At 63.0% G+C, this 23982-nt stretch carries 21 protein-coding genes and 1 pseudogene; 19 read left to right on the forward strand and 3 right to left on the reverse strand.

Annotation, left to right across the window (positions count from 1 at the left end; all coding sequences use genetic code 11):
• Window positions 1-121: 121 nt before the first annotated feature.
• Window positions 122-1114 (reverse strand): fumarylacetoacetate hydrolase family protein, encoded by a 993-nt coding sequence (locus P3T21_RS05620; RefSeq protein ID WP_429254934.1) that lies wholly within the window; start codon window positions 1112-1114, stop codon window positions 122-124.
• A 236-nt stretch (window positions 1115-1350) separates the two neighbouring features.
• Here P3T21_RS05620 and P3T21_RS05625 point away from each other — a divergent pair, with 236 nt between their 5' ends.
• The 7 genes and pseudogenes from P3T21_RS05625 (at window position 1351) to P3T21_RS05655 (ending at window position 8669) form a co-directional block, all read left to right on the forward strand.
• A complete protein-coding gene (locus P3T21_RS05625; RefSeq protein ID WP_429254935.1) occupies window positions 1351-2253 on the forward strand; it encodes an IclR family transcriptional regulator in 903 nt (300 codons plus the stop codon).
• 37 nt (window positions 2254-2290) lie between these two features.
• Window positions 2291-3520 (forward strand): DUF3108 domain-containing protein, encoded by a 1230-nt coding sequence (locus P3T21_RS05630; RefSeq protein ID WP_429254936.1) that lies wholly within the window; start codon window positions 2291-2293, stop codon window positions 3518-3520.
• Between the two features lie 45 nt (window positions 3521-3565).
• Window positions 3566-3858: pseudogene (locus P3T21_RS05635) on the forward strand (3-oxoadipate enol-lactonase); the annotation flags it as partial.
• A gap of 120 nt (window positions 3859-3978) precedes the next feature.
• Complete coding sequence (locus tag P3T21_RS05640) at window positions 3979-4236, forward strand: BTH_I0359 family protein (protein ID WP_228875410.1); 258 nt, start codon at window positions 3979-3981, stop codon at window positions 4234-4236.
• 178 nt (window positions 4237-4414) lie between these two features.
• The gene (locus tag P3T21_RS05645; RefSeq protein ID WP_429254937.1) at window positions 4415-5485 is read left to right on the forward strand and encodes a homocysteine S-methyltransferase family protein; all 1071 of its coding nucleotides are present in this window, start codon (window positions 4415-4417) and stop codon (window positions 5483-5485) included.
• A 26-nt stretch (window positions 5486-5511) separates the two neighbouring features.
• Window positions 5512-8295, forward strand: coding sequence for a methionine synthase (gene metH / locus P3T21_RS05650; protein ID WP_429255168.1), 2784 nt, complete (start codon window positions 5512-5514; stop codon window positions 8293-8295).
• A gap of 161 nt (window positions 8296-8456) precedes the next feature.
• Complete coding sequence (locus tag P3T21_RS05655) at window positions 8457-8669, forward strand: acid-shock protein (protein WP_429254938.1); 213 nt, start codon at window positions 8457-8459, stop codon at window positions 8667-8669.
• A gap of 162 nt (window positions 8670-8831) precedes the next feature.
• Here the strand turns inward: P3T21_RS05655 and P3T21_RS05660 are convergent, their stop codons facing one another.
• The gene (locus P3T21_RS05660; protein WP_429254939.1) at window positions 8832-9158 is read right to left on the reverse strand and encodes a DUF1840 domain-containing protein; all 327 of its coding nucleotides are present in this window, start codon (window positions 9156-9158) and stop codon (window positions 8832-8834) included.
• A gap of 390 nt (window positions 9159-9548) precedes the next feature.
• Here P3T21_RS05660 and argS point away from each other — a divergent pair, with 390 nt between their 5' ends.
• The 6 genes from argS (at window position 9549) to P3T21_RS05690 (ending at window position 16334) form a co-directional block, all read left to right on the forward strand.
• Complete coding sequence (gene argS, locus P3T21_RS05665) at window positions 9549-11339, forward strand: arginine--tRNA ligase (RefSeq protein WP_429254940.1); 1791 nt, start codon at window positions 9549-9551, stop codon at window positions 11337-11339.
• A gap of 83 nt (window positions 11340-11422) precedes the next feature.
• Window positions 11423-12202 carry an SPOR domain-containing protein gene (locus P3T21_RS05670; protein ID WP_429254941.1) on the forward strand — a complete coding sequence of 260 codons (780 nt, stop codon included), beginning with the start codon at window positions 11423-11425 and terminating at the stop codon, window positions 12200-12202.
• A 41-nt stretch (window positions 12203-12243) separates the two neighbouring features.
• Entirely contained in the window at window positions 12244-12882 is a 639-nt protein-coding gene (locus tag P3T21_RS05675; RefSeq protein WP_429254942.1) for a thiol:disulfide interchange protein DsbA/DsbL, read from the forward strand.
• 15 nt (window positions 12883-12897) lie between these two features.
• Complete coding sequence (locus tag P3T21_RS05680; RefSeq protein ID WP_429254943.1) at window positions 12898-13668, forward strand: SDR family oxidoreductase; 771 nt, start codon at window positions 12898-12900, stop codon at window positions 13666-13668.
• 3 nt (window positions 13669-13671) lie between these two features.
• Window positions 13672-14496, forward strand: coding sequence for a helical backbone metal receptor (locus P3T21_RS05685; RefSeq protein WP_429254944.1), 825 nt, complete (start codon window positions 13672-13674; stop codon window positions 14494-14496).
• A 251-nt stretch (window positions 14497-14747) separates the two neighbouring features.
• Window positions 14748-16334, forward strand: a complete 1587-nt coding sequence (locus tag P3T21_RS05690) for an ABC transporter substrate-binding protein (protein WP_429254945.1) — start codon at window positions 14748-14750, stop codon at window positions 16332-16334.
• 101 nt (window positions 16335-16435) lie between these two features.
• On the opposite strand, the gene P3T21_RS05695 is transcribed toward P3T21_RS05690, so the two are convergent.
• Entirely contained in the window at window positions 16436-17506 is a 1071-nt protein-coding gene (locus P3T21_RS05695) for an MBL fold metallo-hydrolase (RefSeq protein WP_429254946.1), read from the reverse strand.
• A gap of 160 nt (window positions 17507-17666) precedes the next feature.
• Between P3T21_RS05695 and P3T21_RS05700 the strand changes: the two genes are divergently transcribed.
• The 6 genes from P3T21_RS05700 to P3T21_RS05725 all read left to right on the forward strand — a co-directional run bounded on the left by P3T21_RS05700 (window position 17667) and on the right by P3T21_RS05725 (window position 23979).
• On the forward strand, window positions 17667-18125 hold the full coding sequence (locus tag P3T21_RS05700) for a MerR family transcriptional regulator (protein ID WP_429254947.1): 459 nt from the start codon (window positions 17667-17669) through the stop codon (window positions 18123-18125).
• Window positions 18126-18195: 70 nt separating this feature from the next.
• Window positions 18196-20022, forward strand: coding sequence for a bifunctional isocitrate dehydrogenase kinase/phosphatase (gene aceK / locus P3T21_RS05705; protein WP_429254948.1), 1827 nt, complete (start codon window positions 18196-18198; stop codon window positions 20020-20022).
• An 81-nt stretch (window positions 20023-20103) separates the two neighbouring features.
• Window positions 20104-20880, forward strand: a complete 777-nt coding sequence (gene can, locus P3T21_RS05710) for a carbonate dehydratase (RefSeq protein WP_429254949.1) — start codon at window positions 20104-20106, stop codon at window positions 20878-20880.
• Complete coding sequence (locus tag P3T21_RS05715) at window positions 20873-22066, forward strand: acetyl-CoA C-acetyltransferase (protein WP_429254950.1); 1194 nt, start codon at window positions 20873-20875, stop codon at window positions 22064-22066. Before can ends, P3T21_RS05715 begins: the two co-directional genes overlap by 8 nt.
• Window positions 22067-22155: 89 nt before the next feature.
• Window positions 22156-22833 carry an SDR family oxidoreductase gene (locus P3T21_RS05720; RefSeq protein ID WP_429254951.1) on the forward strand — a complete coding sequence of 226 codons (678 nt, stop codon included), beginning with the start codon at window positions 22156-22158 and terminating at the stop codon, window positions 22831-22833.
• A 15-nt stretch (window positions 22834-22848) separates the two neighbouring features.
• Window positions 22849-23979 (forward strand): acyl-CoA dehydrogenase family protein, encoded by a 1131-nt coding sequence (locus tag P3T21_RS05725; protein ID WP_429254952.1) that lies wholly within the window; start codon window positions 22849-22851, stop codon window positions 23977-23979.
• The last annotated feature ends 3 nt before the right edge of the window (window positions 23980-23982 follow it).

Below are 23982 nucleotides of genomic sequence, written 5' to 3' on the forward strand. Positions count from 1 at the left end.
GGGGGTGCGGGTTGCGCGTGAGTCAGTGTAGCGATGCCTGCATGCGGCGTAATCGGGCGAAACCCTCCTGAAAGGTCGCCCCGAACGTGAATCACGTACAAACCGGGGATTTCCTCGCGGATCAATGCGCGCCGTCTATGGGCGCGACCGCCTGATCGATCGAGCCAAAAATCGACTTGCCGGCTTCGTCGAACATCTCGATCCTGACCGTGTCGCCGTACTTCATGAATTCCGTCTGCGGCGCGCCGTGCTCGATCGTTTCGAGGCAACGCTTTTCGGCGATGCAGCAGTAGCCGCGCTTCGCGTCCTTGTTCGAGACCGTCCCTGAACCGACGATGGCGCCTGCGCCCAGGTTGCGCGTCTTCGCCGCGTGCGCAATCAGCTGACCGAAGTGAAACACCATATCGGTGCCGGCGTCCGGCTGACCGACCTTCCTGCCGTTCCAGTGAACGATCATCGGACGATGCACGCGGCCTTCGCGCCAGTGCTCACCGAGTTCGTCCGGCGTGACGGCGACGGGTGCGAACGATGTCGCCGGCTTGCTCTGGAAAAAGCCAAAACCCTTCGCCAGTTCGGCGGGAATCAGGTTGCGCAGCGAGACGTCGTTCACAAGCGTCACGAGGCGCACACTTTTGAGCGCCTGCTCGGGCGTTGCGCCCATGCGCACGTCGCCCGTGATGACCGCCACTTCGGCTTCGAAGTCGATGCCGGATTCTTCCGATGCGCAGACGATGTCCTCTTTCGGGCCGATGAAGTCGTCGCTGCCGCCCTGATACATCAGCGGGTCGGTCCAGAATTCCGGCGGCATTTCAGCGCCGCGCGCGCGGCGCACCAGTTCGACATGATTCACATACGACGACCCGTCCGCCCACTGGAACGCGCGCGGCAGCGGCGCCATGCATGCCTTGGCATCGAACGAAAACGTATTGCGGGCGCGGCCCTGGTTGAGCGAGTCGTACAGATCAATGAGTTGCGGCGCGTAGAAGGTCCAGTCGTCGAGGACGCGCTGGAGCGTCGGCGCGATCGCGTCCGCGATCGCCGCGGTGTGCAGGTCGCGGGACACGACGATCAGTTGACCGTCGCGCGTGCCGTCCTTCAGCGTGGCAAGTTTCATAGGCGATTTAAGCAGTGTGGATGACGATAGAGGGAATCTATTCTACGATGGTGAATCGTCGCAGCCCAAACGCGTGTTTTTCGGTCGGTGTTTTCGTATGCGCGATTTATGCACGCTTCGTGCACGCCTCACACCCGATCACGCATCGGGCTGCAGTCTCGCGCATCCGGCAGGTGGTTGCTCACGCCGGTTGCTATTGTTCACGCTTCACCATTCGCGCGCCACGCGCATTGTCCATGCCTTCACTTGCCCGTCCAGGCACTAACCGCCCCGACATCACCGCTGATGCGCCCGAACCCGCCGACCTCGATCCCGGCGACGACGACGCGGCCGAAGCGCACGAAGGCGGCGAAGAAAAGCTGCGTTCGGGCATCCAGTCGATCGAGGTCGGGTTTCGCCTGCTGGAAGTGCTGACCAGCGAGCCGCGCGCGATGATGCTGCGCGATCTCGCGCAACGCGCGAGCATGAGCCCGGCGAAGGCGCATCGCTATCTGGTGAGCTTTCTGCGTCTCGGCGTCGTCGCGCAGGATCCGCTCTCCGGACGCTATGAACTCGGCGGCTTTGCGCTGCAGCTTGGCCTCGCGCGGCTGGCGCGCGTCGACGGCGTGAAGCTCGCGCGCATCGCGCTTGCTGAACTGCGTGACCAGCTCGATCTCACCGTCGGCATCGCGGTGTGGGGCAATCAGGGGCCGACGGTCGTGCACTGGATGGAATCGAGCCACCCGGCGAAAGCGTCGCTGAAGCTCGGCGATGTGATGCCGCTGCTCGGTTCAGCGACCGGGTTGCTGTTCGCCGCGTATCTGCCGCGCAGCAAGACGGGCGCGATGATCGAACGTGAGCTTGCCGACTCGCGACGTTCATCGTATGCGCACACACTGCGCACGCTCGATGACGTTGAAGCCGCACTTGCAACTGTGCGCGAACATGAAGCGGCACGTGTCGAAGGTATGTTGCTGCCGACCATCCACGCGTTCTGCATGCCGGTGTTCGATTCGACGGGCGATCTCGCGCTGGGTCTGATCGCGCTGGGACACGAAGGCGCGTTCGATATCCGCTGGAACGGTACGGTCGATACGGCGATGCGCGAGTGCGCGCGCAAGCTCTCATACGAACTCGGGTACAGCGCGGCAGCGCGCTGATCAGCCGACCGAAGAACCACCGGACCAACGCGTATCGATGTTGTCTCACTCTGCCGCTTCCCGCCCCGATCGCTCGCCGCGTAATGCAGCGTCTGCACCGCCTGCACCGCCTGCACGCCGGCGCGTACGCGCGATGCGCTGGGGTTGCGTCCTCATTGTCGTCGTCGTACTGCACTGGATCGCGGCGCAGTGGCTCGAGCGTCATCGCGATGCATCCCAACCCGTCGACGCTGCGCACGCGCCGGTGCAGGTCGCCCTCCTCAAGCCTGAGCGCGTCGAACAGGCGCCTGCAAGCGTGGCGCCGACGCGTGCCGCAACACCCGCTCGCCCCAGCCATGCGCAGAAGCAGAGCGAGCGCGTGCTGACCATCGCGCGTCCCGAAGCCACGCATACGACGCCAGCAGATGGCGCATCGGCAGCATCCGCTTCATCTGAAACGACATCGGCTGAATCAGGTTCCGGTGCCAGCGCAGCGGCTGGCAGTGCGACGTCGAATACCGGCGCCGCACAGTCATCGCCCGGCGTGAAGTTCGCCGTGCCGCCTTCGAGCGATCTTAAGTACGACACGTTCTACAACGGCGTGCGCAACCAGCCGGGCACGATCCACTGGACCACCGACGGACGCACATACGAAATGGTCGTCTCCGTGCCGTTACCGTTCGTCGGCACGTTCAGCTATTCGAGTCACGGTCATGTAGACGCATTCGGCATCGCGCCCGACCAGTACATCGAAAAGCGCGGCCGTCGTCCCGAAGACATGACGATCTTCAACCGCGAAGCGAAACAGATCGCGTTCACGCGCACACCCACGACGCTCGCGCTGCCCGACGGCGCGCAGGATCGTTTCAGCATGGTCATGCAACTGGCGAGCCTCGTGCGCGGCGATCCCGCGGCGTACACACCCGGCGTCACGCGCGAGTTCTACGTTGCCGACAGCGACAGCGGCGAAATCTGGCCCATCGAGACAATCGGTGACGAAGGCGTGCGCATACCGGGCGGCTTCGTCGAAGCACGCCACTTCATGCGCCTGCCACGACGCGAAGGCGATCGCCGGCGCATCGACGTATGGCTTGCGCCATCGCTCGGATGGTTACCGGCGCGACTCGTGCAGACCGAACCGAACGGCACGCAGATCGAACTCGTCTGGCGCGGCAAGCTCGCAGCGCCTGATTCAAACAGCGACACTTCGCCCGCCAGCAGCAACGACGGCACGAGCTATTCGCCCGAGCCTTCTGCCGACCCCGGCGGCGCCATCGAAAAGCCCTGACGCCGGCGAAGTGTTCGATGCGCCGCATACGCATCGCGTCGGCATGTCGAACAGATCAACGAAGTGTTGTTGCGCACACACACTGAGGGATACGCGCTCGCGTGCGAAGCCTTGCGCAATTTCGATGTGCGCGCCGCCGGTAAAACGCATCGACAAACCGGCGCTGACCGTTGCTGGGCGCTACGCTACGGGCACACCACCGGCTGCGACGCAGGCCACCCGCAAATGCTATTCCCGGTTGCCGTTTTGAGCTGCAGGAGGCCGCCCATCTTGCGCCGGTCGAACAATCGCACCGATTTGCGGCGTTACTTGAAACGTTTCTGGCAACCCGGGTCTAAACTGTAGATCCGGACCTTTCACGCGCGTTACTCCGGGTCCACCCCTTGAATTCCACACCATATGCTCCATTTACAGCGCAGGAACGGCCTGGAGCCAACGGAAATATAAGGAGTGTCGCCATGCAGATGATCTACAACAGCCCCAACTATTGTGTTGTCGAGTTCCCGCCGGAAGACGGCCATCTCGCCATGCGTTCAGGTGGCTACGAGATTGTTGACAAGACGATGCAGCGCGAAATCTACATTGATGGTGCAATGGCGGCACGCTTTCGTGAACACGTACAGAAACTGATCGAAGAAGAACCGTCGCTCGACGAAGTGGACGAATTCCTCGGCCAGTTCGACAGCCTGATGCATCAGCCGGTGATCCTGCACTGAAACGTCGCTCGGGCGACATCCTCTTAAAACCCCGTCCGGCATGCCGGACGGGGTTTTTCTTTTCCCGGCGCGAAATCACCCGTCAAGCCACGCGGCCCAAGTCCCTCACGGGCGAAGCCGTGCCGCTCCGGCTACAATGATTCGTTTACCGCAAATTCAGGCGCAAGCCTCGCCCGTCATGAACCAGCCTGCTCAAACCGTCGCTCCAGAACGCACCGCCGTTGCCTATACGCGCGGCACCGCGCTGCCCGATCTCCTGAAGTCCCGCATCCTGATCCTGGACGGCGCGATGGGCACGATGATCCAGCGCTACAAACTCGATGAAGCGGGTTATCGCGGTGAGCGCTTCAAGGACTACGGTCGCGACATCAAGGGCAACAACGAGTTGCTGTCGATCACGCAGCCGCAGGTCATCAGCGAGATTCACGAGCAGTACCTCGCGGCGGGCGCGGACATTCTGGAAACCAACACATTCGGCGCGACCGGTGTTGCGCAGGCCGACTACGGCATGGAGAGCCTTGCCGTCGAGATGAATCTCGAATCGGCGAAGCTCGCGCGCGCAGCCTGCGATAAATATTCGACACCCGACAAGCCGCGCTTCGTCGCCGGCGCTATTGGACCGACGCCGAAGACCGCCAGTATTTCTCCAGACGTAAACGACCCAGGTGCGCGCAACGTCACGTTCGACGAGTTGCGCACCGCGTATTACGATCAGGCGAAAGCGCTGCTGGACGGTGGCGTCGACCTGTTCCTCGTCGAGACGATCTTTGATACGCTGAATGCAAAGGCGGCGCTCTTCGCACTCGACGAACTGTTCGAGAACACCGGCGAACGCCTGCCGATCATGATTTCCGGCACGGTGACCGATGCCTCGGGCCGGATTCTGTCGGGTCAGACGGTCGAGGCGTTCTGGAATTCGCTGCGTCACGCGAAGCCGCTCACGTTTGGCCTGAACTGCGCACTCGGCGCGGCGCTGATGCGTCCGTACATCGCGGAGCTGTCGAGGCTCTGCGATACGTATGTGTCGTGCTATCCGAACGCCGGTTTGCCGAATCCGATGAGCGACACCGGCTTCGACGAACTGCCCGCCGATACGTCGGGCCTGCTGAAGGAATTTGCCCAGGCCGGGCTCGTGAACATCGCGGGTGGCTGCTGCGGCACGACGCCGGATCACATCGCCGCGATCGCGAAGGCGCTGGCCGACATCAAGCCGCGCAAGTGGCCAACGCAATACCGCGACGCGGCCTGAACGGCCGCGCCCGCCGTTCCTCTTCAATACAGCATCAGCGGCACGCATCTGATGCAGGCAACCGCAGCACGCAACCGAATCAGGCACAAGACATGACCGATCACACCATGCGCCTCTCCGGCCTCGAGCCGTTCAACGTCACTTCTGGCTCGCTCTTCATCAACGTCGGCGAACGGGCCAACGTGACGGGCTCGAAGGCGTTTGCCCGCATGATTCTCAACGGCCAGTTCGACGAAGCGCTCGCCGTTGCGCGGCACCAGGTCGAGAACGGCGCGCAGGTCATCGACGTCAACATGGACGAAGCGATGCTCGATTCGAAAGCGGCGATGGTCCGCTTCATGAATCTGATCGCATCCGAGCCGGACATCGCGCGCGTGCCGATCATGATCGACTCGTCGAAGTGGGAAGTGATCGAAGCCGGCCTGAAGTGCGTGCAGGGCAAGGCGATCGTCAACTCGATCTCGCTGAAGGAAGGCGAAGAAGCGTTCCGCCATCACGCGAACCTGATTCGCCGTTATGGCGCGGCGGCTGTCGTGATGGCGTTCGACGAGCAGGGTCAGGCCGATACGTTCGAGCGCAAGACACAGATCTGCAAGCGCTCGTACGACTTCCTCGTGAACGAAGTCGGCTTCCCGCCGGAAGACATCATCTTCGATCCGAACATCTTCGCGATCGCGACCGGCATCGAAGAGCACAACAACTACGCGGTCGACTTCATCAACGCGACGCGCTGGATCAAGGAAAACCTGCCGTTTGCGAAGGTGAGCGGCGGCGTGTCGAACGTGTCGTTCTCGTTCCGCGGCAACGATCCGGTGCGCGAGGCGATTCACACCGTGTTCCTGTATTACGCGATTCAGGCGGGCATGGACATGGGCATCGTCAACGCCGGCCAGCTCGGCGTGTACGCCGACCTCGATCCGGAACTGCGTGAGCGCGTCGAAGACGTCGTGCTGAATCGTCGCGAAGATGGCACCGACCGTCTGCTCGAAATCGCCGACCGGTTCAAAACCGGCGCCGCGAAGAAGGAAGAGAACCTCGAATGGCGTAACCAGCCGGTCGAGAAACGTCTGGCTCACGCGCTCGTGCTTGGCATCACGAACTTCATCGTCGACGACACCGAAGAAGCGCGCGCGAAGATCGCCGCCGAAGGTGGCCGTCCGATCAACGTGATCGAAGGCCCGTTGATGGACGGTATGAACATCGTCGGCGACCTGTTCGGTCAGGGCAAGATGTTCCTGCCGCAGGTCGTGAAATCGGCGCGCGTGATGAAGCAGGCCGTTGCGCATCTGATCCCGTTCATCGAAGAAGAAAAGAAGCTGCTCGCCGAAGCCGGCGCCGACGTGCGCGCGAAGGGCAAGATCGTCATCGCGACCGTGAAGGGCGACGTGCACGATATCGGCAAGAACATCGTGTCGGTGGTGCTTCAGTGCAATAACTTCGAAGTGGTCAACATGGGCGTGATGGTGTCGTGCAACGACATCCTCGCAAAAGCGAAGGTCGAGGGCGCGGACATCATCGGTTTGTCGGGCCTCATTACGCCGAGCCTCGAAGAGATGGCCTACGTCGCGTCTGAAATGCAGCGCGACGACTACTTCCGCGTGAAGAAGATTCCGCTCCTGATTGGCGGCGCGACGACTTCGCGCGTACACACGGCCGTGAAGATCGCACCGCATTACGAAGGGCCGGTCGTTTATGTGCCCGATGCTTCGCGTTCGGTATCGGTGGCGTCGAGCCTGCTGTCGGATCAGGGCGCGGCCAGATACCTCGAAGAGCTCAAGACCGACTACGACCGCATCCGCGACCAGCACGCCAACAGGAAGGCGCTGCCGATGGTCACGCTCGCCGAAGCGCGCGCGAACAAGACGAAGATCGACTGGAGCGGCTATCAGCCCGTGAAGCCGAAGTTCATTGGCCGGCGCGTCTTCAAGAACTTCGATCTGAACGATCTGGCGAACTACATCGACTGGGGCCCGTTCTTCCAGACATGGGATCTCGCCGGTCCGTATCCCGCGATCCTGAATGACGAGATCGTCGGTGAATCGGCGCGCAAGGTGTTCTCGGACGGCAAGTCGATGCTCGCGCGCCTGATCCAGGGCCGCTGGTTGCAGGCCAACGGCGTCATCGCGTTGCTGCCGGCCAACACGGTAAACGACGACGACATCGAGATCTACACCGATGATTCGCGCTCGGAAGTCGCGTTGACCTGGCGCAATCTGCGCCAGCAGAGCGTGCGTCCGGTCGTCGACGGCGTGATGCGGCCGAACCGGTCGCTGGCCGACTTCATCGCGCCGAAGGATTCGGGCGTCGCCGACTACATCGGCATGTTCGCGGTCACGGCCGGTATTGGCGTCGACGTGAAGGAAAAGCAGTTCGAGAAGGATCTCGACGACTACAGCGCGATCATGCTGAAGGCGCTGGCCGACCGCTTCGCGGAAGCGTTCGCCGAAGCGATGCACGCCCGCGTGCGTCGCGACCTGTGGGGCTACGCGGCGAGTGAAACCCTGTCGAACGAAGACCTGATCGGTGAAAAGTACAAGGGCATCCGTCCGGCGCCAGGCTATCCGGCCTGCCCGGATCACCTGGTGAAGCGCGACATGTTCAACTACCTGCAAGCCGGCGACGTGGGCATGAGCGTGACCGAATCGCTCGCGATGCTGCCGGCGGCGAGCGTGTCGGGCTTCTATCTGGCGCACCCGGACAGCACGTATTTCTCGGTCGGCAAGATTGGCGAAGACCAGCTGGAGGACTACGCCCGGCGCGCCAGCCTGTCGAAGGCGGACGCCCAGCGGGCGCTGGCGCCGCAACTGTGAGGACGTTGACGTGACGGCGGACTATATCGATGCGCATATAAACTGAATATTTCAGGCACCTTATTTTTCGTCTTTGTAGACTGCGGTAGCTTGACCTCTACCAGACGCGGCCAAAAAACGCGTCGGTTCAATGACTTGCAACCGTCACGGAGAAAAATCGTATGAAGAAGTTGACGCTGATGTTGACTGGACTTTCACTTGCCTGCGGCGCCTCGGTGGCGCTGGCGCAACAGCCGGCGGCCCCGGCGCAGTCGAGCGCGGTCAGTTCGTACTCGCCGCCGACGGAAAAGCACGTGAAGAAGCCGAAGAAGGCCAAGGTGAAGAAGGGTGCTTCGGCGCCCGCGGCCGCACCGGCAGACGCCGCCAGCCAGTAAGCGTGCCGGCCATCCGGCAGCAGGAAGAGAAAGAGCCCGTAGCGGGCTCTTTTTTTATCTGCGGACGGGGGTTGATCTGCGCGAGCTGGCGAGCCGCCGCACGCAGGCTGAAATACGCCCGTCTGGCGCTTACGCTGACGCAGCCGCGCCCCGACACTCAGGTCAGAGGCCCCAGAGGACGTCCGTGTTTTCCTTCTGCGCTGCGCGCAGCATGTCGAGGAACGGGAACGCGCGTTGCGCGAGGCCGATCGGAATCTCGTGGTGCTCGTGGCCTTCTTCCCCTTCGTGGAAGTGGCCGTCGTGCTCGGCACGCTCTTTCTTGTCGACGTGAATGGCGGCTTCGAGTTTCGTGATCGCGGTGGCGAGTTCATCGTGCGTAATGACACCGCGTTCACCCAACCGCTTGCCGACGATACCGACGAGATACTGGGCGAGATTCTCCAGCATCACCACGTCCGGGCAGGCGTGGCATTTGAACGTAATCAACATGACAGTTCCCTTTTCGTTATGTTGGATCCGCGCGCGCGGCGCCGGTCAGGACGCTTCCGCGCTGGTCCCACCGGCGCTTTCGCGCGTGCCGGCGGCCCCGGCTCAAGCCGGGTAACTCATTGGACATATTAGCACCTGCTAAAATCCGTCTGAACGGAAAAGCGCCGGCGGGTGCGCCGGACAGGCCATTGCCAGAACGACGGGTGTCGCCCGACGAAGCGCTGCGGCCGGCATCACAACGCAATGCGATGTCCGGTGACGCCGATGCGGCCGTCCCTGCGCAGACGCGGCGCCCGCTTTCCACCTCATTCGACGGACCGGCCGCACGCGTCACGCAAGGCCGGCGCCGCGCCCGAACACACGGACTGTCTCACTGGACTCGCAACAAGCATGCTGCCTGCACATAAACAAACTCTCGAAACCCTGTTCGCCGATGCCGTGAAGCAGGTCACCCAGACGACCCAGGGCGCGCCCGAAGCCGCCTTCGTCGAGCCGGTGATCACGCTCGAACGACCCAAGGTCGCGGCGCACGGCGACGTCGCGTGCAATGTCGCCATGCAGCTTGCCAAGCCGCTGCGCGCGAATCCGCGCCAGCTCGCGCAGCAGATCGTCGATGTCGTGCTCGCGCATCCGCAAGCGCAAGGGCTCGTCGAAGGTGCGGAAGTGGCTGGCCCGGGATTCATCAACCTGCGTCTCGCCGCGACGTCGAAGCAGGCTGCGGTTGCTGCCGTGTTCGCCGAAAAAGACGCGTTCGGCCGCTCGACACGCGAAGCGGGCAAGCGCGTGCTGGTCGAATTCGTGTCGGCGAATCCGACGGGTCCGCTGCACGTCGGCCACGGCCGTCAGGCGGCGCTCGGCGATGCGTTGTCGAACGTGCTGGCCTCGCAGGGCTATGCGGTCCATCGCGAGTTCTACTACAACGACGCCGGCGTGCAGATCCAGACGCTCGCGCTGTCGACCCAGGCGCGCGCCCGCGGCGTCAAGCCCGGCGACGCCGGCTGGCCGGAATCCGCGTACAACGGCGAGTACATCGCCGATATCGCGCGCGATTATCTGGCGGGCGAAACCGTCGCCGCCAAAGATGGCGAGCCGGTCAAGGGCGAAGGCGACGTCGAGAATCTCGACGCGATCCGCCGCTTCGCGGTGGCGTATCTGCGCCACGAGCAGGACATGGACCTGCAGGCGTTCGGTGTGAAGTTCGACCAGTACTATCTGGAATCGTCGCTGTACAAGGAAGGCCGCGTCGAGAAGACCGTGGCAGCGCTCGTCGCTGCCGGCAAGACGTACGATCAGGAAGGCGCGCTGTGGCTGCGCACGACCGACGACGGCGACGACAAGGACCGCGTGATGCGCAAGACCGACGGCACGTACACGTACTTCGTGCCGGACGTTGCCTATCACGTCGCGAAGTGGGAACGCGGCTTCACGAAGGTCATCAACGTTCAGGGCTCGGACCACCACGGCACGATCGCGCGGGTGCGCGCCGGCCTGCAGGGGCTCGGCATCGGCATTCCGAAGGGCTATCCCGACTACATCCTGCACAAGATGGTCACCGTGATGCGTGACGGCGCCGAGGTGAAGATCTCGAAGCGCGCGGGCAGCTATGTGACGGTGCGCGACCTGATCGAATGGTCGGGCGGCGCGACGCCGGGCACGGAAGTGTCGCCGGAACTGCTCGATGAAGAGACGATCCGCCGCGGCCGCGACGCCGTGCGCTTCTTCCTGATCTCGCGCAAGGCCGACACGGAATTCGTGTTCGACGTCGACCTCGCGCTGAAGCAGAGCGACGAAAACCCCGTGTACTACGTACAGTACGCGCATGCGCGGATCTGCTCGGTGCTGAACGAATGGAAGTCGCGCTACAACGCCGACGAAGCCGTCCTGCCAACGGCCGATCTCTCGCCGCTCGTCACGGAGCGCTCGCTCGCGCTGCTGCAAAAGATCGCCGAGTACCCGGACATGCTCGAACACGCCGCCAATGAACTCGCGCCGCACGCGGTCGCGTTCTATCTGCGCGACCTCGCCGGGGAATTTCACTCGTTCTACAATGACCGCGCTGAGCGTGTGCTGGTCGATGATCAAGCGGCCCGCAATGCGCGCGCGGCGCTCCTCGCGGCGACCCGTCAGGTGCTGGCGAACGGTCTCGCGACGATCGGCGTTTCGGCTCCCGAAAAGATGTAATTCCCGCGGTGCGACTTGCGTGCGGCCGTCGTTATAATCGACGGTCGTTCCAGACTCTTATTAACTGGCAGGTGATTCAGACGATGGCAAAACCACGCCGCACAACGAAGCAGTCAAAACAGTCCGGGGGCACTTTTCTCGGTATCGTGCTGGGCCTCATCGTAGGTCTCGCGATCGCGGTGGTGGTGGCGCTCTATATCACGCGTGCGCCTACGCCATTTGTCTCGAAAGTCGCGCCGCCCGCCGCGTCGGATGCCGGCGCAAGCCAGCCGCAATACGATCCAAACCGTCCGTTGCAAGGCAAGACGCCGGGTCAGCCCGTGCCGCAGGCTGCGCAACCCGCGCCGCCGAACACTGCGCCGGGTCAGACGACCAGTCAGACGCAATCGTCGGGCATGCTCGAAGAGCCGCAGATCGTCGAAGTGCCGCCGTCGAACGCGAACGGTGTCGCCGTGCCGCCGAAGGCCGCTACCGATAACGGCAGCAGCGCCACGCCCGAGAAGAAGCCGCAGCCTTCCAGCGCAACCGCGAGCAATGCGACGTCGGCGCCGAAACCGGCACTTGAAGCGAACGCGAGGCCGGGCTCCGTGCCTGCGCCCGCCGCGCCTCCCGCCGCGGATGCCAACACGGGCTACTTCCTGCAGGTCGGCGCCTACAAGACCGCCGCCGATGCCGAACAGCAACGGGCGCGTCTGGGCTTCCAGGGCTTCGAATCGAAGGTCACGCAGCGCGACGCGGGCGGTGTCACGTACTATCGCGTGCGCATCGGGCCTTTCTCGAAATTCGAGGATATGAACACAACGCGCCAGCGGCTGTCTGATGCAGGAGTGGACACCGCCGTGATCCGCTTCACCAAACAGTAACCACAGGCCAACGTTTTTCCGCCTAAACAGGTCAACAGAACATGAAAAAGCTGCTAAGCATTCTTTTCCTCTCGCTCGGTCTCGTCGCAGGCGCGGCGCAGGCAACGCCCACCGCACCGGTCTCGGGTAAGGACTACACCGTCCTCGCGTCGGCGCAGCCGGTTGAAGTGCCGGCCGGCAAGATCGAAGTCACTGAATTCTTCTGGTATGGCTGCCCGCACTGCAATGAATTCGACCCGTTCCTCGAAGCATGGGTCAAGAAGCAGGGCCCGGACGTCGTCTTCAAGCGCGTGCCGGTCGCCTTCCGCGACGACTTCATCCCGCATTCGAAGCTGTATCACGCCGTTGATGCACTCGGCCTCGCGCAGCAACTCACGCCGAAGATCTTCAACGAAATTCACGTCAACAAGAACTACCTGCTGACGCCGGAAGATCAGGCCAAATTCCTCGCGAAGAACGGCGTCGATCCGAAGAAGTTCATGGACGCGTACAACTCGTTCTCGACGCAAAGCGAACTGCAACGTGACAAGAAGCTGCTCGACGCGTACAAGATCGAAGGCGTGCCGACGCTCGCCGTGCAGGGCAAGTATGAAACCGGCCCCGCCGCGACCGACAGCCTGCCGGGCACGATCCAGGTGCTGGATTACCTCGTCGCACAGGTCCGCGCGAAGAAGATGTAACGCCTGGGCGCCGGTATGAATTCACCGTTGAAGGTTTTCATTACCGGCGCATCGAGCGGTATTGGTCAGGCACTCGCCGCCGAATACGCGCGGCGCGGTGCGATTCTCGGGCTCGTCGCCCGGCGTGGCGAAGCACTCGCCGCGTTCGCGCAAGCCCATCCGCAGCACCCCATCTCCATTTATCCCGTCGACGTTCGCGATGCCGACGCGCTTGCGTCCGCCGCCGAAGCGTTCATCGCGCAGTATGGCTGTCCCGATGTCGTGATCGCGAATGCGGGCATCAGCCGCGGCGCGGTGACCGGGCACGGCGATCTGCGCGCCTTTCGCGACGTGATGGACGTGAACTACTTCGGCATGGTCGCGACGTTCGAGCCGTTCGCGCGCGCGATGATCGCTGCCCGCACAGGCACGCTGGTCGGCGTGGCGAGCGTCGCTGGCGTGCGCGGGCTGCCGGGTTCCGGCGCGTATAGCGCGTCGAAGTCGGCGGCGCAGAAGTATCTCGAAGCGCTGCGCGTCGAGATGCGGCCGCTGGGCGTCTCCGTCGTGACGATTGCGCCCGGCTATATCCGCACGCCAATGACCGAGCGCAATCCGTATCCGATGCCGTTCCTGATGGATGCGGACCGCTTCGCTGTGAAGGTTGCGAATGCGATTGCGCGAAAGACAGCATTCGCTACTTTTCCATGGCAGATGCGTGTCGCGGGCGCCATGCTGCACGTGCTGCCACGCTGGCTGTACGACTTCGCCTTCGAGAAGGCGCCGCGCAAACCCCGCTCGTCCGAGTAGCCGATGAACACGCGTGCGGTCGATGCAGCAGGTGTCGTGCACGAACGGGCCTCGCCCGATGCCCGGATTGTCTCGCTCGTGCCGAGCATCACCGAAACGCTGTTTGCCCTGGGGCTTGACCGGCAGATCGTCGGGCGTACCGGCTTTTGCGTGCATCCGCGCGAACGCGTGCGCAATGTGCCGAAAGTCGGCGGCACAAAGGCCGTCAATATCGATGCGATACGCGCGCTGCAACCCACCCATCTGATCGTCAATATCGACGAAAACGAAGCCGGTACGGTTGATCTGCTGCGCACGTTCGTGCCGCATGTCGTCGTGACGCATCCTTTGACACCGCGCGATAACCTCACGCTTTACGCGCTGCTCGGCGCGGTGTTCGATCGCGAAGAGGAAGCGCAGCGACTGTCACAGGCGTTCGAAACGCAGCTACGGGATATCGAACAGCGCACGTGGCCGGCGCAGCGCGTGCTCTATGTGATCTGGCGTGGTCCGTGGATGACGGTCGCGCGCGACACTTACATTTCGGCGATGCTCGATACGGTCAACTGGCAGACACTGCCAGCCATGAAAGGCGGAAACGCTGGCGCAGACCGGTACCCGACGTTTGACCTGACAGCGCCGTGGATCGCCGATGTCGACCGCGTGCTGCTTTCCAGCGAACCTTATCGTTTCACCGAAGCGCATCGGCGTGCACTTGAAAGTGACCCGGCTCTGGCGGGTAAACGCATCGAGCTGATCGATGGTGAGCTCGTGTCGTGGTACGGCGCTCGTGCGATTGACGGCATCGTGTATCTGGCGACGCTCGCATCTGCGCCGCCGGGGCGTTAGACATCGAGCATCGGGCGTCAAGCGCGGGGCGGCCTCATATCGGTATGCCGATTAAGTTGTTGTCGGCACAACCACCCAACGTTTAAGCTTTCTCCCAGGCGGGCACGCCTCGTCGCACCCAGTCGCACCACGCGCCCGCAGCGAAAAAGATTCACAATAAAGCGACCTGCATCAGCTGCCATCTACTTCATCGCAGCGCCATTGCAACGAATCAGACGCACTGCCTGACCACGTTTGTTATCGGAGATCCTATGCGCTTCAAACTGCTCGCCGCCGCCCTGCTCGCTACAGCGCCCGCGCTCGTCCTCGCGAAGCCGCTGACCGTCTGCACGGAATCGAGCCCGGACGGCTTCGACGTCGTCCAGTTCAACTCGCTCGTGACGACCAACGCGTCGGCCGATGTGATCTTCAACACGCTCGTGTCGTACGACGAAGCCGCGAAGAAAATCGTGCCCGCGCTCGCCGACAGGTGGGATGTGAGCGCCGACGGCCTCACCTATACGTTCCATCTGCGCCCGAACGTCCAGTTCCAGACCACCGACTACTTCAAGCCGTCGCACGCACTGAACGCCGACGACGTCGTCTTCACGTTCGGGCGCATGCTCGACGACAACAATCCGTGGCACAAGGTGACGGGCGCGAGCGGCTTCCCGCACGCGCAGTCGATGGGCCTCGTGAAGCTGGTGAAAGCCGTCACGAAGGTCGATGACAACACAGTCAAGTTCGAGCTCAGCGAACCGAACGCGACGTTCGTGCCGATTCTCTCGATGGGTTTCGCGTCGATCTATTCCGCCGAATACGCCGACCAGCTGCTGAAGTCCGACAAGCAGGTCGAACTGAACGCGAAGCCGATCGGCACGGGCCCGTTCGTGCTGAAGAGCTACACGAAAGACGCCGTGATCCGCTATGACGTGAACCCGTCGTACTGGGGCGCGAAACCGAAAGTCGATCGCCTGATCTACGCGATCACGCCGGACGCCTCCGTGCGTGCACAGAAGATCAAGGCGGGCGAATGCCAGATCGCGCTGTCGCCGAAGCCGCAGGACGTCGCCGATGCGAAGACCGACAAGTCGTTGAAGGTCGTGCAGACGCCCGCCTTCATGACGGCGTTCGTCGCGCTGAACACGCAGAAGAAGCCGCTCGACAATCCGAAGGTGCGTCAGGCGCTGAACATGGCGTTCGATCGCGCGACGTATCTGAAGACTGTGTTCGACAACACGGCATTGCCCGCCGTGAATCCGTATCCGCCGAACACGTGGAGCTACGACAGGGCGATCCAGCCCTATCCGTACGACGTCGCGAAAGCGAAGAAGCTGCTCGCCGATGCAGGTGTCGCGAACGGCTTCGAGACAACAATCTGGGTGCGCCCGAACGGCAGCGTGCTGAACCCGAATCCGAAGGCGGGGGCGGAACTGTTGCAGGCCGACTTCGCGAAGATCGGCGTGAAGGCGGACGTGAAGGTGATCGAATGGGGCGAGCTGATCAAGCAGGCGAAGCAGGGCCAGCACGATACGCTCTTCATGGGCTGGGCCGGCGACAACGGCGACCCGGACAATTACCTGTCGCCGCTCTTCAGCTGCAACGCGGTGAAATCGGGGATCAACTTCGCGCGCTATTGCGATCCGCAACTCGACAAGCTGATCGAGGAAGGCAAAGCGACGCCAGATCAGGTGAAGCGCGCGAAGGCGTATGAAGCCGCGCAGAAGATCATCCACGATCAGGCGCTGTGGATTCCGCTCGGGTATCCAACCGCAGCTGCACTGACGCGCACGAACGTGAGCGGTTATAGCGTGAGTCCGTTTGGCCGGCAGAACTTTGCGACGGTCGTCGTGCAGTAATCCTGCAAGAACGCTTTAGCAAGGCGCAAAAAAACCAGGCCCGTCGTTGGGCCTGGTTTTTTATGTGCAGCTACTTGTCATGACGTCATGGCGTCATGGCGTTAAGCTGAAAAGCGGATCACACCATCCTGATCGTGCTGTCGCTTCAGTTCACCCGCAAGCCACAGCAAATGCAGATGCGCGAGCGCCTCGCCCATCGCGAACGTGAGCTGATGGATGTCGAGTTGACGCCTGAACATCAACGGCACGATATCCGCCGCGCTGTGCGGCTTTTCTGCGCAGGCGGCGCGCACTTCGGCAAGCCGCGCGTCGTGATGGTCACGCAGCTGTCCAATCCGCGTGTGCACGCCGCGAAACGGCTTGCCGTGCGACGGCAGCACGAGCGTATCGGGCGCCATCGTCTCATAGCGGCCGAGCGATTCCAGATACAGCGCAAGCGGATTGCCTTCCGGCTCGATGTCGAACACCGACACGTTCGTCGAAATACGCGGCAATACCATGTCGCCGGAAATCAGCGCGCCGGTTTCCTCGCAATGCAGCGCGCAATGTTCCGGCGAATGACCAAAACCCGTCACGATGCGCCACGTCCGGCCACCGATCGCCAGCGCATCGCCTTCGCGCATCCGCCGATATTGCGCCGGCATGGAAGGCACCAGATTCGAGTAATAACTCGTGCGATTGCGCAACTGGTCGATCGACGCTTCGTCCGTCAGACCGTGGCGCGCGAAATGCGCAGCCGCGCGCTCGCCACCGGCGTTCGAGCCGTCGCCGGCCGCCATCACACGGCCGAGCATGTATTCGCCGAGCGAGATCCACAGCCGCACGTCCCAGCGTTTCTGGTCGCCGCCTGTGCAGATCCAGTCGGCAAGCCCAAGGTGATCCGGATGGCAATGCGTGACGATCACGCGGAGCACGGGCAGGCCTTCCAGCGCTGTGTCGAACACCTTTTCCCAGTTCGCCTTGATCGTCTCGCTGGCGACGCCGCAATCGACGACCGTCCAGCCCTCACGACCGTCGATTTCATCGCGCAGCAGCCACAGATTGATGTGGTCGAGCGCGAACGGCAGTGGCATGCGCAACCAGCGCACGCCAGGCGCGACGTCAAGGGCGTGGCCAGGTTCGGGAAGCGTGTCGCGGAAGGGATAGTCGAGCTGGTGTTCGAGAGCGTTCATCGTGGGTATCTGTCCTGGGGCTTTCCTGGGTGTCGTACGTGATGGCGCGCTCGCCGTTCGCGGCGGTGTTGCGCTTTGTCGAGGTTGACGATAACGTAAACGTCTAGCTTACGTCCAATCCGCTTTTCGCTTTAGGCCGGTCACTCACGGAACAGCCACGATGAACACGCAATACACCATCACTGAACTGGCGCGCGAATTCGACGTCACACCGCGCGCGATCCGCTTCTACGAAGACCAGGGTTTACTCTCGCCGAGCCGTGAAGGTTCGGGCGGCCTGCGCCGTGTCTATTCCGGACGCGACCGCACGCGTCTGAAGCTCACGTTGCGCGGCAAGCGGCTCGGCTTCACGCTGTCGGAAATCCGCGCCCTGCTCGATCTGTACGAATCGCCGACCGATACCGTGCCGCAACTGAACGCGTTTCTCGCGACGGTGACAAGCCATCGCGAAGTGCTCGAACGCCAGCTGGAAGACCTGAACGCGACGCTCGAAGATCTCGCGCAGTACGAAGCGCAGGCGCGCGCGCTGCTGGAAGGCGGCGCACGTCCGGTTGCCCGGGAAGCGGACACCGCCGGGTATCCGGCGGCCCGGCAATCCGGCGAGAAAGCGGCGCACTAGCTTCGGCGACGCTGCCCGAACGATACAATCACGGGTGTCTCCACGACATTAAAACGCACGCACAGTCGGTATGAATCAATTTCCCAAACTGCTTTCGTCGCAGATCGGCTTCGATGTCGCGCAGACCATGCTCGAGGGATTTGATCGTCATTACCGGATCTTTCGCGAGGCGGCCATCCACGCAAAAACGCTGTTCGAGGCCGGCGACTGGCTCGGGCTGCAAAAGCTCGCCCGCGAGCGCATCACGTCGTATGACGAACGCGTCGAGGAATGCGTCGTCCTGCTCGAAGACGAATACGACGCCGAAAACATCGACGATGAAGTCTGGCAGCAGATCAAACTGCATTTCATCGGCCTGTTGACGCGGCATCGTCAACCCGAGTGCGCGGAGACGTTCTTCAATTCCGTGTGCTGCAAGATCCTGCATCGCTCGTATTTCAACAACGATTTCATCTTCGTGCGGCCGGCCATCTCGACCGAATATCTCGAGAACGACGAACCCGCCGCAAAGCCGACGTATCGCGCGTATTACCCGGGCAAGGATGGCCTCCACGCGACGCTCGAACGCATCGTCACGAACTTCCAGCTGGAGCCGCCGTTCGAGGATCTGACACGCGACGTCGGCTGCGTGATGCAGGCCATTCGCGACGCGTTCGGCAACTTCGAAGAAGCGGCCAACTTCCAGATTCATGTGCTGTCGTCGCTGTTTTTCCGTAACAAGGCGGCGTATATCGTGGGGCGCATCATCAACGGCGAGGCGGTGCTACCGTTCGCGTTGCCGATACGTCATACACAGCCAGGCGTGCTGGCGCTCGACACAGTCCTGCTCAAGCGCGACCAGCTGCTGATCATCTTCAGCTTTTCGCACTCGTACTTTCTCGTCGATATGGAAGTGCCGTCGGCGTACGTGGCCTTTCTGCGCACGATCATGCAAGGCAAGCCGAAAGCCGAAATCTATACGTCGGTCGGATTGCAGAAGCAGGGCAAGAACCTGTTCTATCGCGATCTGCTGCATCACCTGAAGCATTCGAGCGACCGGTTCATCATCGCGCCCGGTATCAAGGGGCTCGTGATGCTGGTGTTCACGCTGCAGTCGTTTCCCTACGTGTTCAAGCTGATCAAGGACAATTTTCCGCCGCCCAAGGAAACCACGCGCGAGAAGATCCAGCAGAAGTATCAGCTCGTCAAACGACACGACCGGGTGGGTCGCATGGCCGACACGCTCGAATATTCGAGCGTCGCACTGCCGCTGTCGCGTCTCGACGACGCGCTGATCCGTGAGCTCGAGAAGGAAGTGCCGTCGATGCTCGAATACGAAGACGACAATCTCGTCATCAAGCATCTGTATATCGAGCGCCGGATGGTGCCGCTAAACCTTTACCTGCAGAACGGCACGGATGCCGACGTCGATCACGGCATCAAGGAATACGGCAACGCGGTGAAGGAACTGATGCAGGCGAACATCTTCCCTGGCGATATGCTGTACAAGAACTTCGGCGTGACGCGCCACGGGCGCGTCGTGTTTTACGACTACGATGAAATCGAATATCTGACGGACTGCAACGTGCGCGCCGTGCCGGCGCCGCGCAACGAGGAAGACGAACTGTCGGCCGAGCCGTGGTACTCCGTCGGCCCGCACGACATTTTCCCGGAGACGTACGGCACGTTCCTGCTCGGCGATCTGCGCGTGCGCGAGAGCTTCATGAAGCACCACGCCGATTTCTTCGACCCTGCGCTATGGCAAACCCACAAGGAGCATCTGCTCGCGGGCGAACTGCCCGACTTCTTCCCTTATGACCCGAGCATGCGATTCTGCAACCGCTATCCGGACCGCTTCTGCGTCCCGGACACAAAGCTGCAGAACGCTGACGGCGAGCGAGTCGCGCGTGTCGCATGAACCTCACGCGCAATCCGCTTCGCCCGTCCATGCTGTTATGACACCGGGCGCCTGAGCTGCCCTGAACCTGACCCGACGCATATGAATACGACCGTACAACCTCCTGCCAACCCGCTCTCGCATCTGTTCGACAACAACGAGGTGTGGGTTGCACGCAAGCTCTCCGAGGATCCGGAATATTTCTCGCGACTCGCGCATCAGCAGACGCCTGAATACCTGTGGATCGGCTGCTCCGATTCGCGCGTGCCGGCGAACCAGATCATCGGCCTGCCGCCGGGCGAAGTGTTCGTGCATCGGAATATTGCGAACGTCGTCGTGCATACGGACCTGAACTGTCTGTCGGTGATCCAGTTTGCCGTCGATCTGCTGAAGGTCAAGCACATCATGGTCGTCGGTCACTACGGATGCTCGGGCGTCGGCGCGGCACTGCACGGACGACGCATCGGCCTCGCCGACAACTGGCTGCATCACGTGCAGGACGTGCGTGCCAAACACGCGGCGCTGCTCGAGGAATGGCCGATGGGTGAAGCGCGTCACCGGCGCCTCGTCGAACTGAACACCATCGAGCAGGTCGTCAACGTATGCCGCACGACGATCGTCAACGACGCGTGGGCGCGCGGTCAGGAACTCACCGTACACGGCTGGGCGTACGGCGTGCACGATGGTCGCGTGCGCAATCTCGGCATGACGACCAGCGCGCCGGAAACGCTCGCTGCAACGTACGAACATTGCGTGGCCGCTGTATCGGCGAGCCGCGCGCACGAAGCCGACAACGACGTCGTCGCCGCCGATGCTGCGAAGCTCGGCGACGTGCCGGCGATCGTCGAAGGCGTGATCAAGGAGCTGAAGCATGAGTGAGACACAACGCGATCCGGTCGTGATCGTTTCGGTGGCGCGTACGCCGATGGCCGCATTTCAGGGCGATTTCGCCGCGTTGACGGCGCCGCAGCTCGGCGCGGTCGCGATCAGGGCCGCCGTCGAACGCGCCGGATTGAAGCCCGGGCAGGTCGAGGAAGTGGTGATGGGCTGCGTGCTGCCCGCGGGCCAGGGTCAGGCGCCGGCGCGGCAGGCCGCGCTCGGCGCGGGCCTGCCACTCGCCACCGGCAGCACGACCGTCAACAAGATGTGCGGTTCCGGCATGCGCGCGGCAATGTTCGCGCATGACATGCTGGCGGCAGGTTCGGTCGACGTCATCGTCGCGGGCGGCATGGAGAGCATGACGAACGCGCCGTATCTGCTACCGAAGGCGCGCGGCGGCATGCGCATGGGCCACGGTCAGGTGCTCGATCACATGTTCCTCGACGGCCTCGAAGACGCCTACGAAAAGGGCCGTCTGATGGGCACCTTCGCCGAGGAATGCGCGGGCTCGTTCGACTTTTCGCGTGAGAAGCAGGACGCGTTCGCGATCGAATCGCTGCAACGCGCGAAGCGTGCGAATGAAGACGGCTCGTTCGCATGGGAAATCGCGCCGGTCAAGGTGGAAAGCCGCAAAGGCGACGTGACAATCGGGCGCGACGAGCAGCCATTCAAGGCCAACCTCGACAAGATTCCGACGCTCAAGCCCGCGTTCAGCAAAACCGGCACGGTGACGGCGGCGAATTCATCGTCGATCTCGGACGGCGCGGCGGCGCTCGTGATGATGCGCGAATCGACCGCGAAACAGCTGGGCGTGACGCCGCTTGCGCGCGTCGTCGGTCATACGACGTTTGCGCAGGAGCCGGCTAAGTTCACGACGGCGCCCGTCGGCGCGATCCGCAAACTGTTCGAGAAGAACGGCTGGCGCGCGGACGACGTCGATCTGTACGAGATCAACGAAGCGTTCGCGGTCGTCACGATGGCCGCGATGAAGGAACACAACCTGCCGCACGACAAGGTCAACGTGAACGGCGGGGCGTGCGCGCTGGGTCATCCGATCGGCGCGTCGGGCGCACGCATTCTCGTCACGCTGATCGGCGCGCTGAAGCAGCGCGGGCTGAAGCGCGGCGTCGCGAGCCTGTGCATCGGCGGTGGCGAAGCGACAGCGATGGGCGTCGAACTGGTGTAAGGGTCGTTGCGCGTGCAACGTGATGGCGACGTCGGCACGGACCCGCGTAGGACTGAAACTGGAAACGCAAACGCGAAAGAGGTCTGCAGATGAAAACAGCGTTGATCGTGGGTGCGTCGCGCGGCATCGGTCGCGAGTTCGCCCGGCAGTACAAACGTGCGGGCTGGCGCGTGCTGGCCACCGCACGCGACGATGCCGCGCTCGACGCGCTGGCCGGCCTGGGCGCACAGACCTTCCCGCTCGACATCACCGAGCCTGAAGAGATCGCCGCACTCGGCTGGAAGCTCGATGGCGAACCGCTCAACGCGGCGGTGATCGTTGCGGGCGTGTACGGTCCGCGTACGGAAGGCGTCGAAACGTTCACTGCCGAAGATTTCAATCACGTGATGACCACCAACGTGCGCGGACCGATGCAGCTGATCCCCATCCTGCTGCCGCTCGTGGAGAATGCGGGCGGCGTGCTCGCGGTGTTGTCGAGCAAGATGGGCAGCATCAGCGACGCGAGCGGCACGACGGGCTGGCTGTATCGCGCGAGCAAGGCGGCACTTAACGACGCGCTCAAGATCGCCTCGCTCGAAACCACCCGCGCCACGTGTCTGGCGCTGCATCCTGGCTGGGTGCGCACCGACATGGGCGGCGCGCAGGCGGCGATCGATCCGGAACGCAGCGTCGCCGGCATGCGCGACGTGCTGGCGCAGGCCGCCGGCGCACGCGCCGCGTTCAATGGCCGCTTCTACCAGTACGACGGTACGCCACTCGAGTGGTGAGGAGACGAAACAACCATGGTGCTTGATCAGGACCATCAGATGATCCGCGACGCGGTTCGCACCTTCGTGCGCGAAGCCGTGACACCGCACGCCGCGCAATGGGATCGCGACCGCACGTTTCCGAAGGACGTGCATCGCCAGCTCGCGGGGCTGGGCGCGTACGGCGTGCTCGTGCCGGAGGAATACGGTGGCGCGGGGCTCGACGCACTCGCGCTCGCGGTGATCCTCGAAGAGATCGCGGCGGGCGACGGGGGCACATCGACGGCGATCTCGGTCAACAACTGCCCGGTCTGCAGCATCCTGCTCACGTACGGCAACGACGCGCAGAAACGTGACTGGCTCACGCCGCTCGCGCGCGGCGAGATGCTCGGCGCGTTCTGCCTGACGGAGCCGCAGGCCGGCTCGGATGCTTCGGCACTGCGCACCACGGCCACGCGCGACGGCGACGCGTACGTGCTGAACGGCGTCAAACAGTTCATTACGAGCGGGAAGCATGGCGACGTCGCGATCGTGATGGCCGTCACCGATAAAAACGCGGGCAAGCGCGGCATCAGCGCGTTTATCGTGCCGACATCGACGCCGGGCTACGTGGTTGCGCGCATCGAGGAGAAGCTCGGGCAACACTCGTCGGACACTGCGCAGATCATCTTCGAGAACTGCCGCGTGCCGGCCGCGAACCTTATCGGCGCCGAAGGTGAAGGCTACCGGATCGCGCTATCGGGCCTCGAAGGCGGACGCATCGGCATCGCTGCGCAAAGCGTCGGCATGGCACGCGCGGCGTTCGAAGCGGCGCTCGCGTATGCGAAGGAGCGCGAGAGCTTCGGCCAGCCGCTCTTTTCGCACCAGGCGGTGCAGTTTCGCCTCGCCGACATGGCGACGCAACTCGAAGCCGCGCGGCAACTGATCTGGCACGCGGCCGCGTTGAAGGACGCCGGCCAGCCGTGCCTCACCGAAGCGGCGATGGCGAAGCTGTTCGCTTCGGAAGCCGCGGAGCGCATCTGTTCCGCCGCGCTGCAGATTCATGGCGGCTACGGTTACCTGAGCGACTTCCCTGTCGAGCGGATCTATCGTGACGTACGCGTGTGCCAGATCTACGAAGGCACGAGCGATATCCAGAAGATCCTGATCGCACGCGGGCTGACCTGATCC

The organism is Paraburkholderia sp. GAS334, assembly GCF_050436625.1.
In the GTDB taxonomy this organism is placed as follows: Bacteria; Pseudomonadota; Gammaproteobacteria; order Burkholderiales; family Burkholderiaceae; genus Paraburkholderia.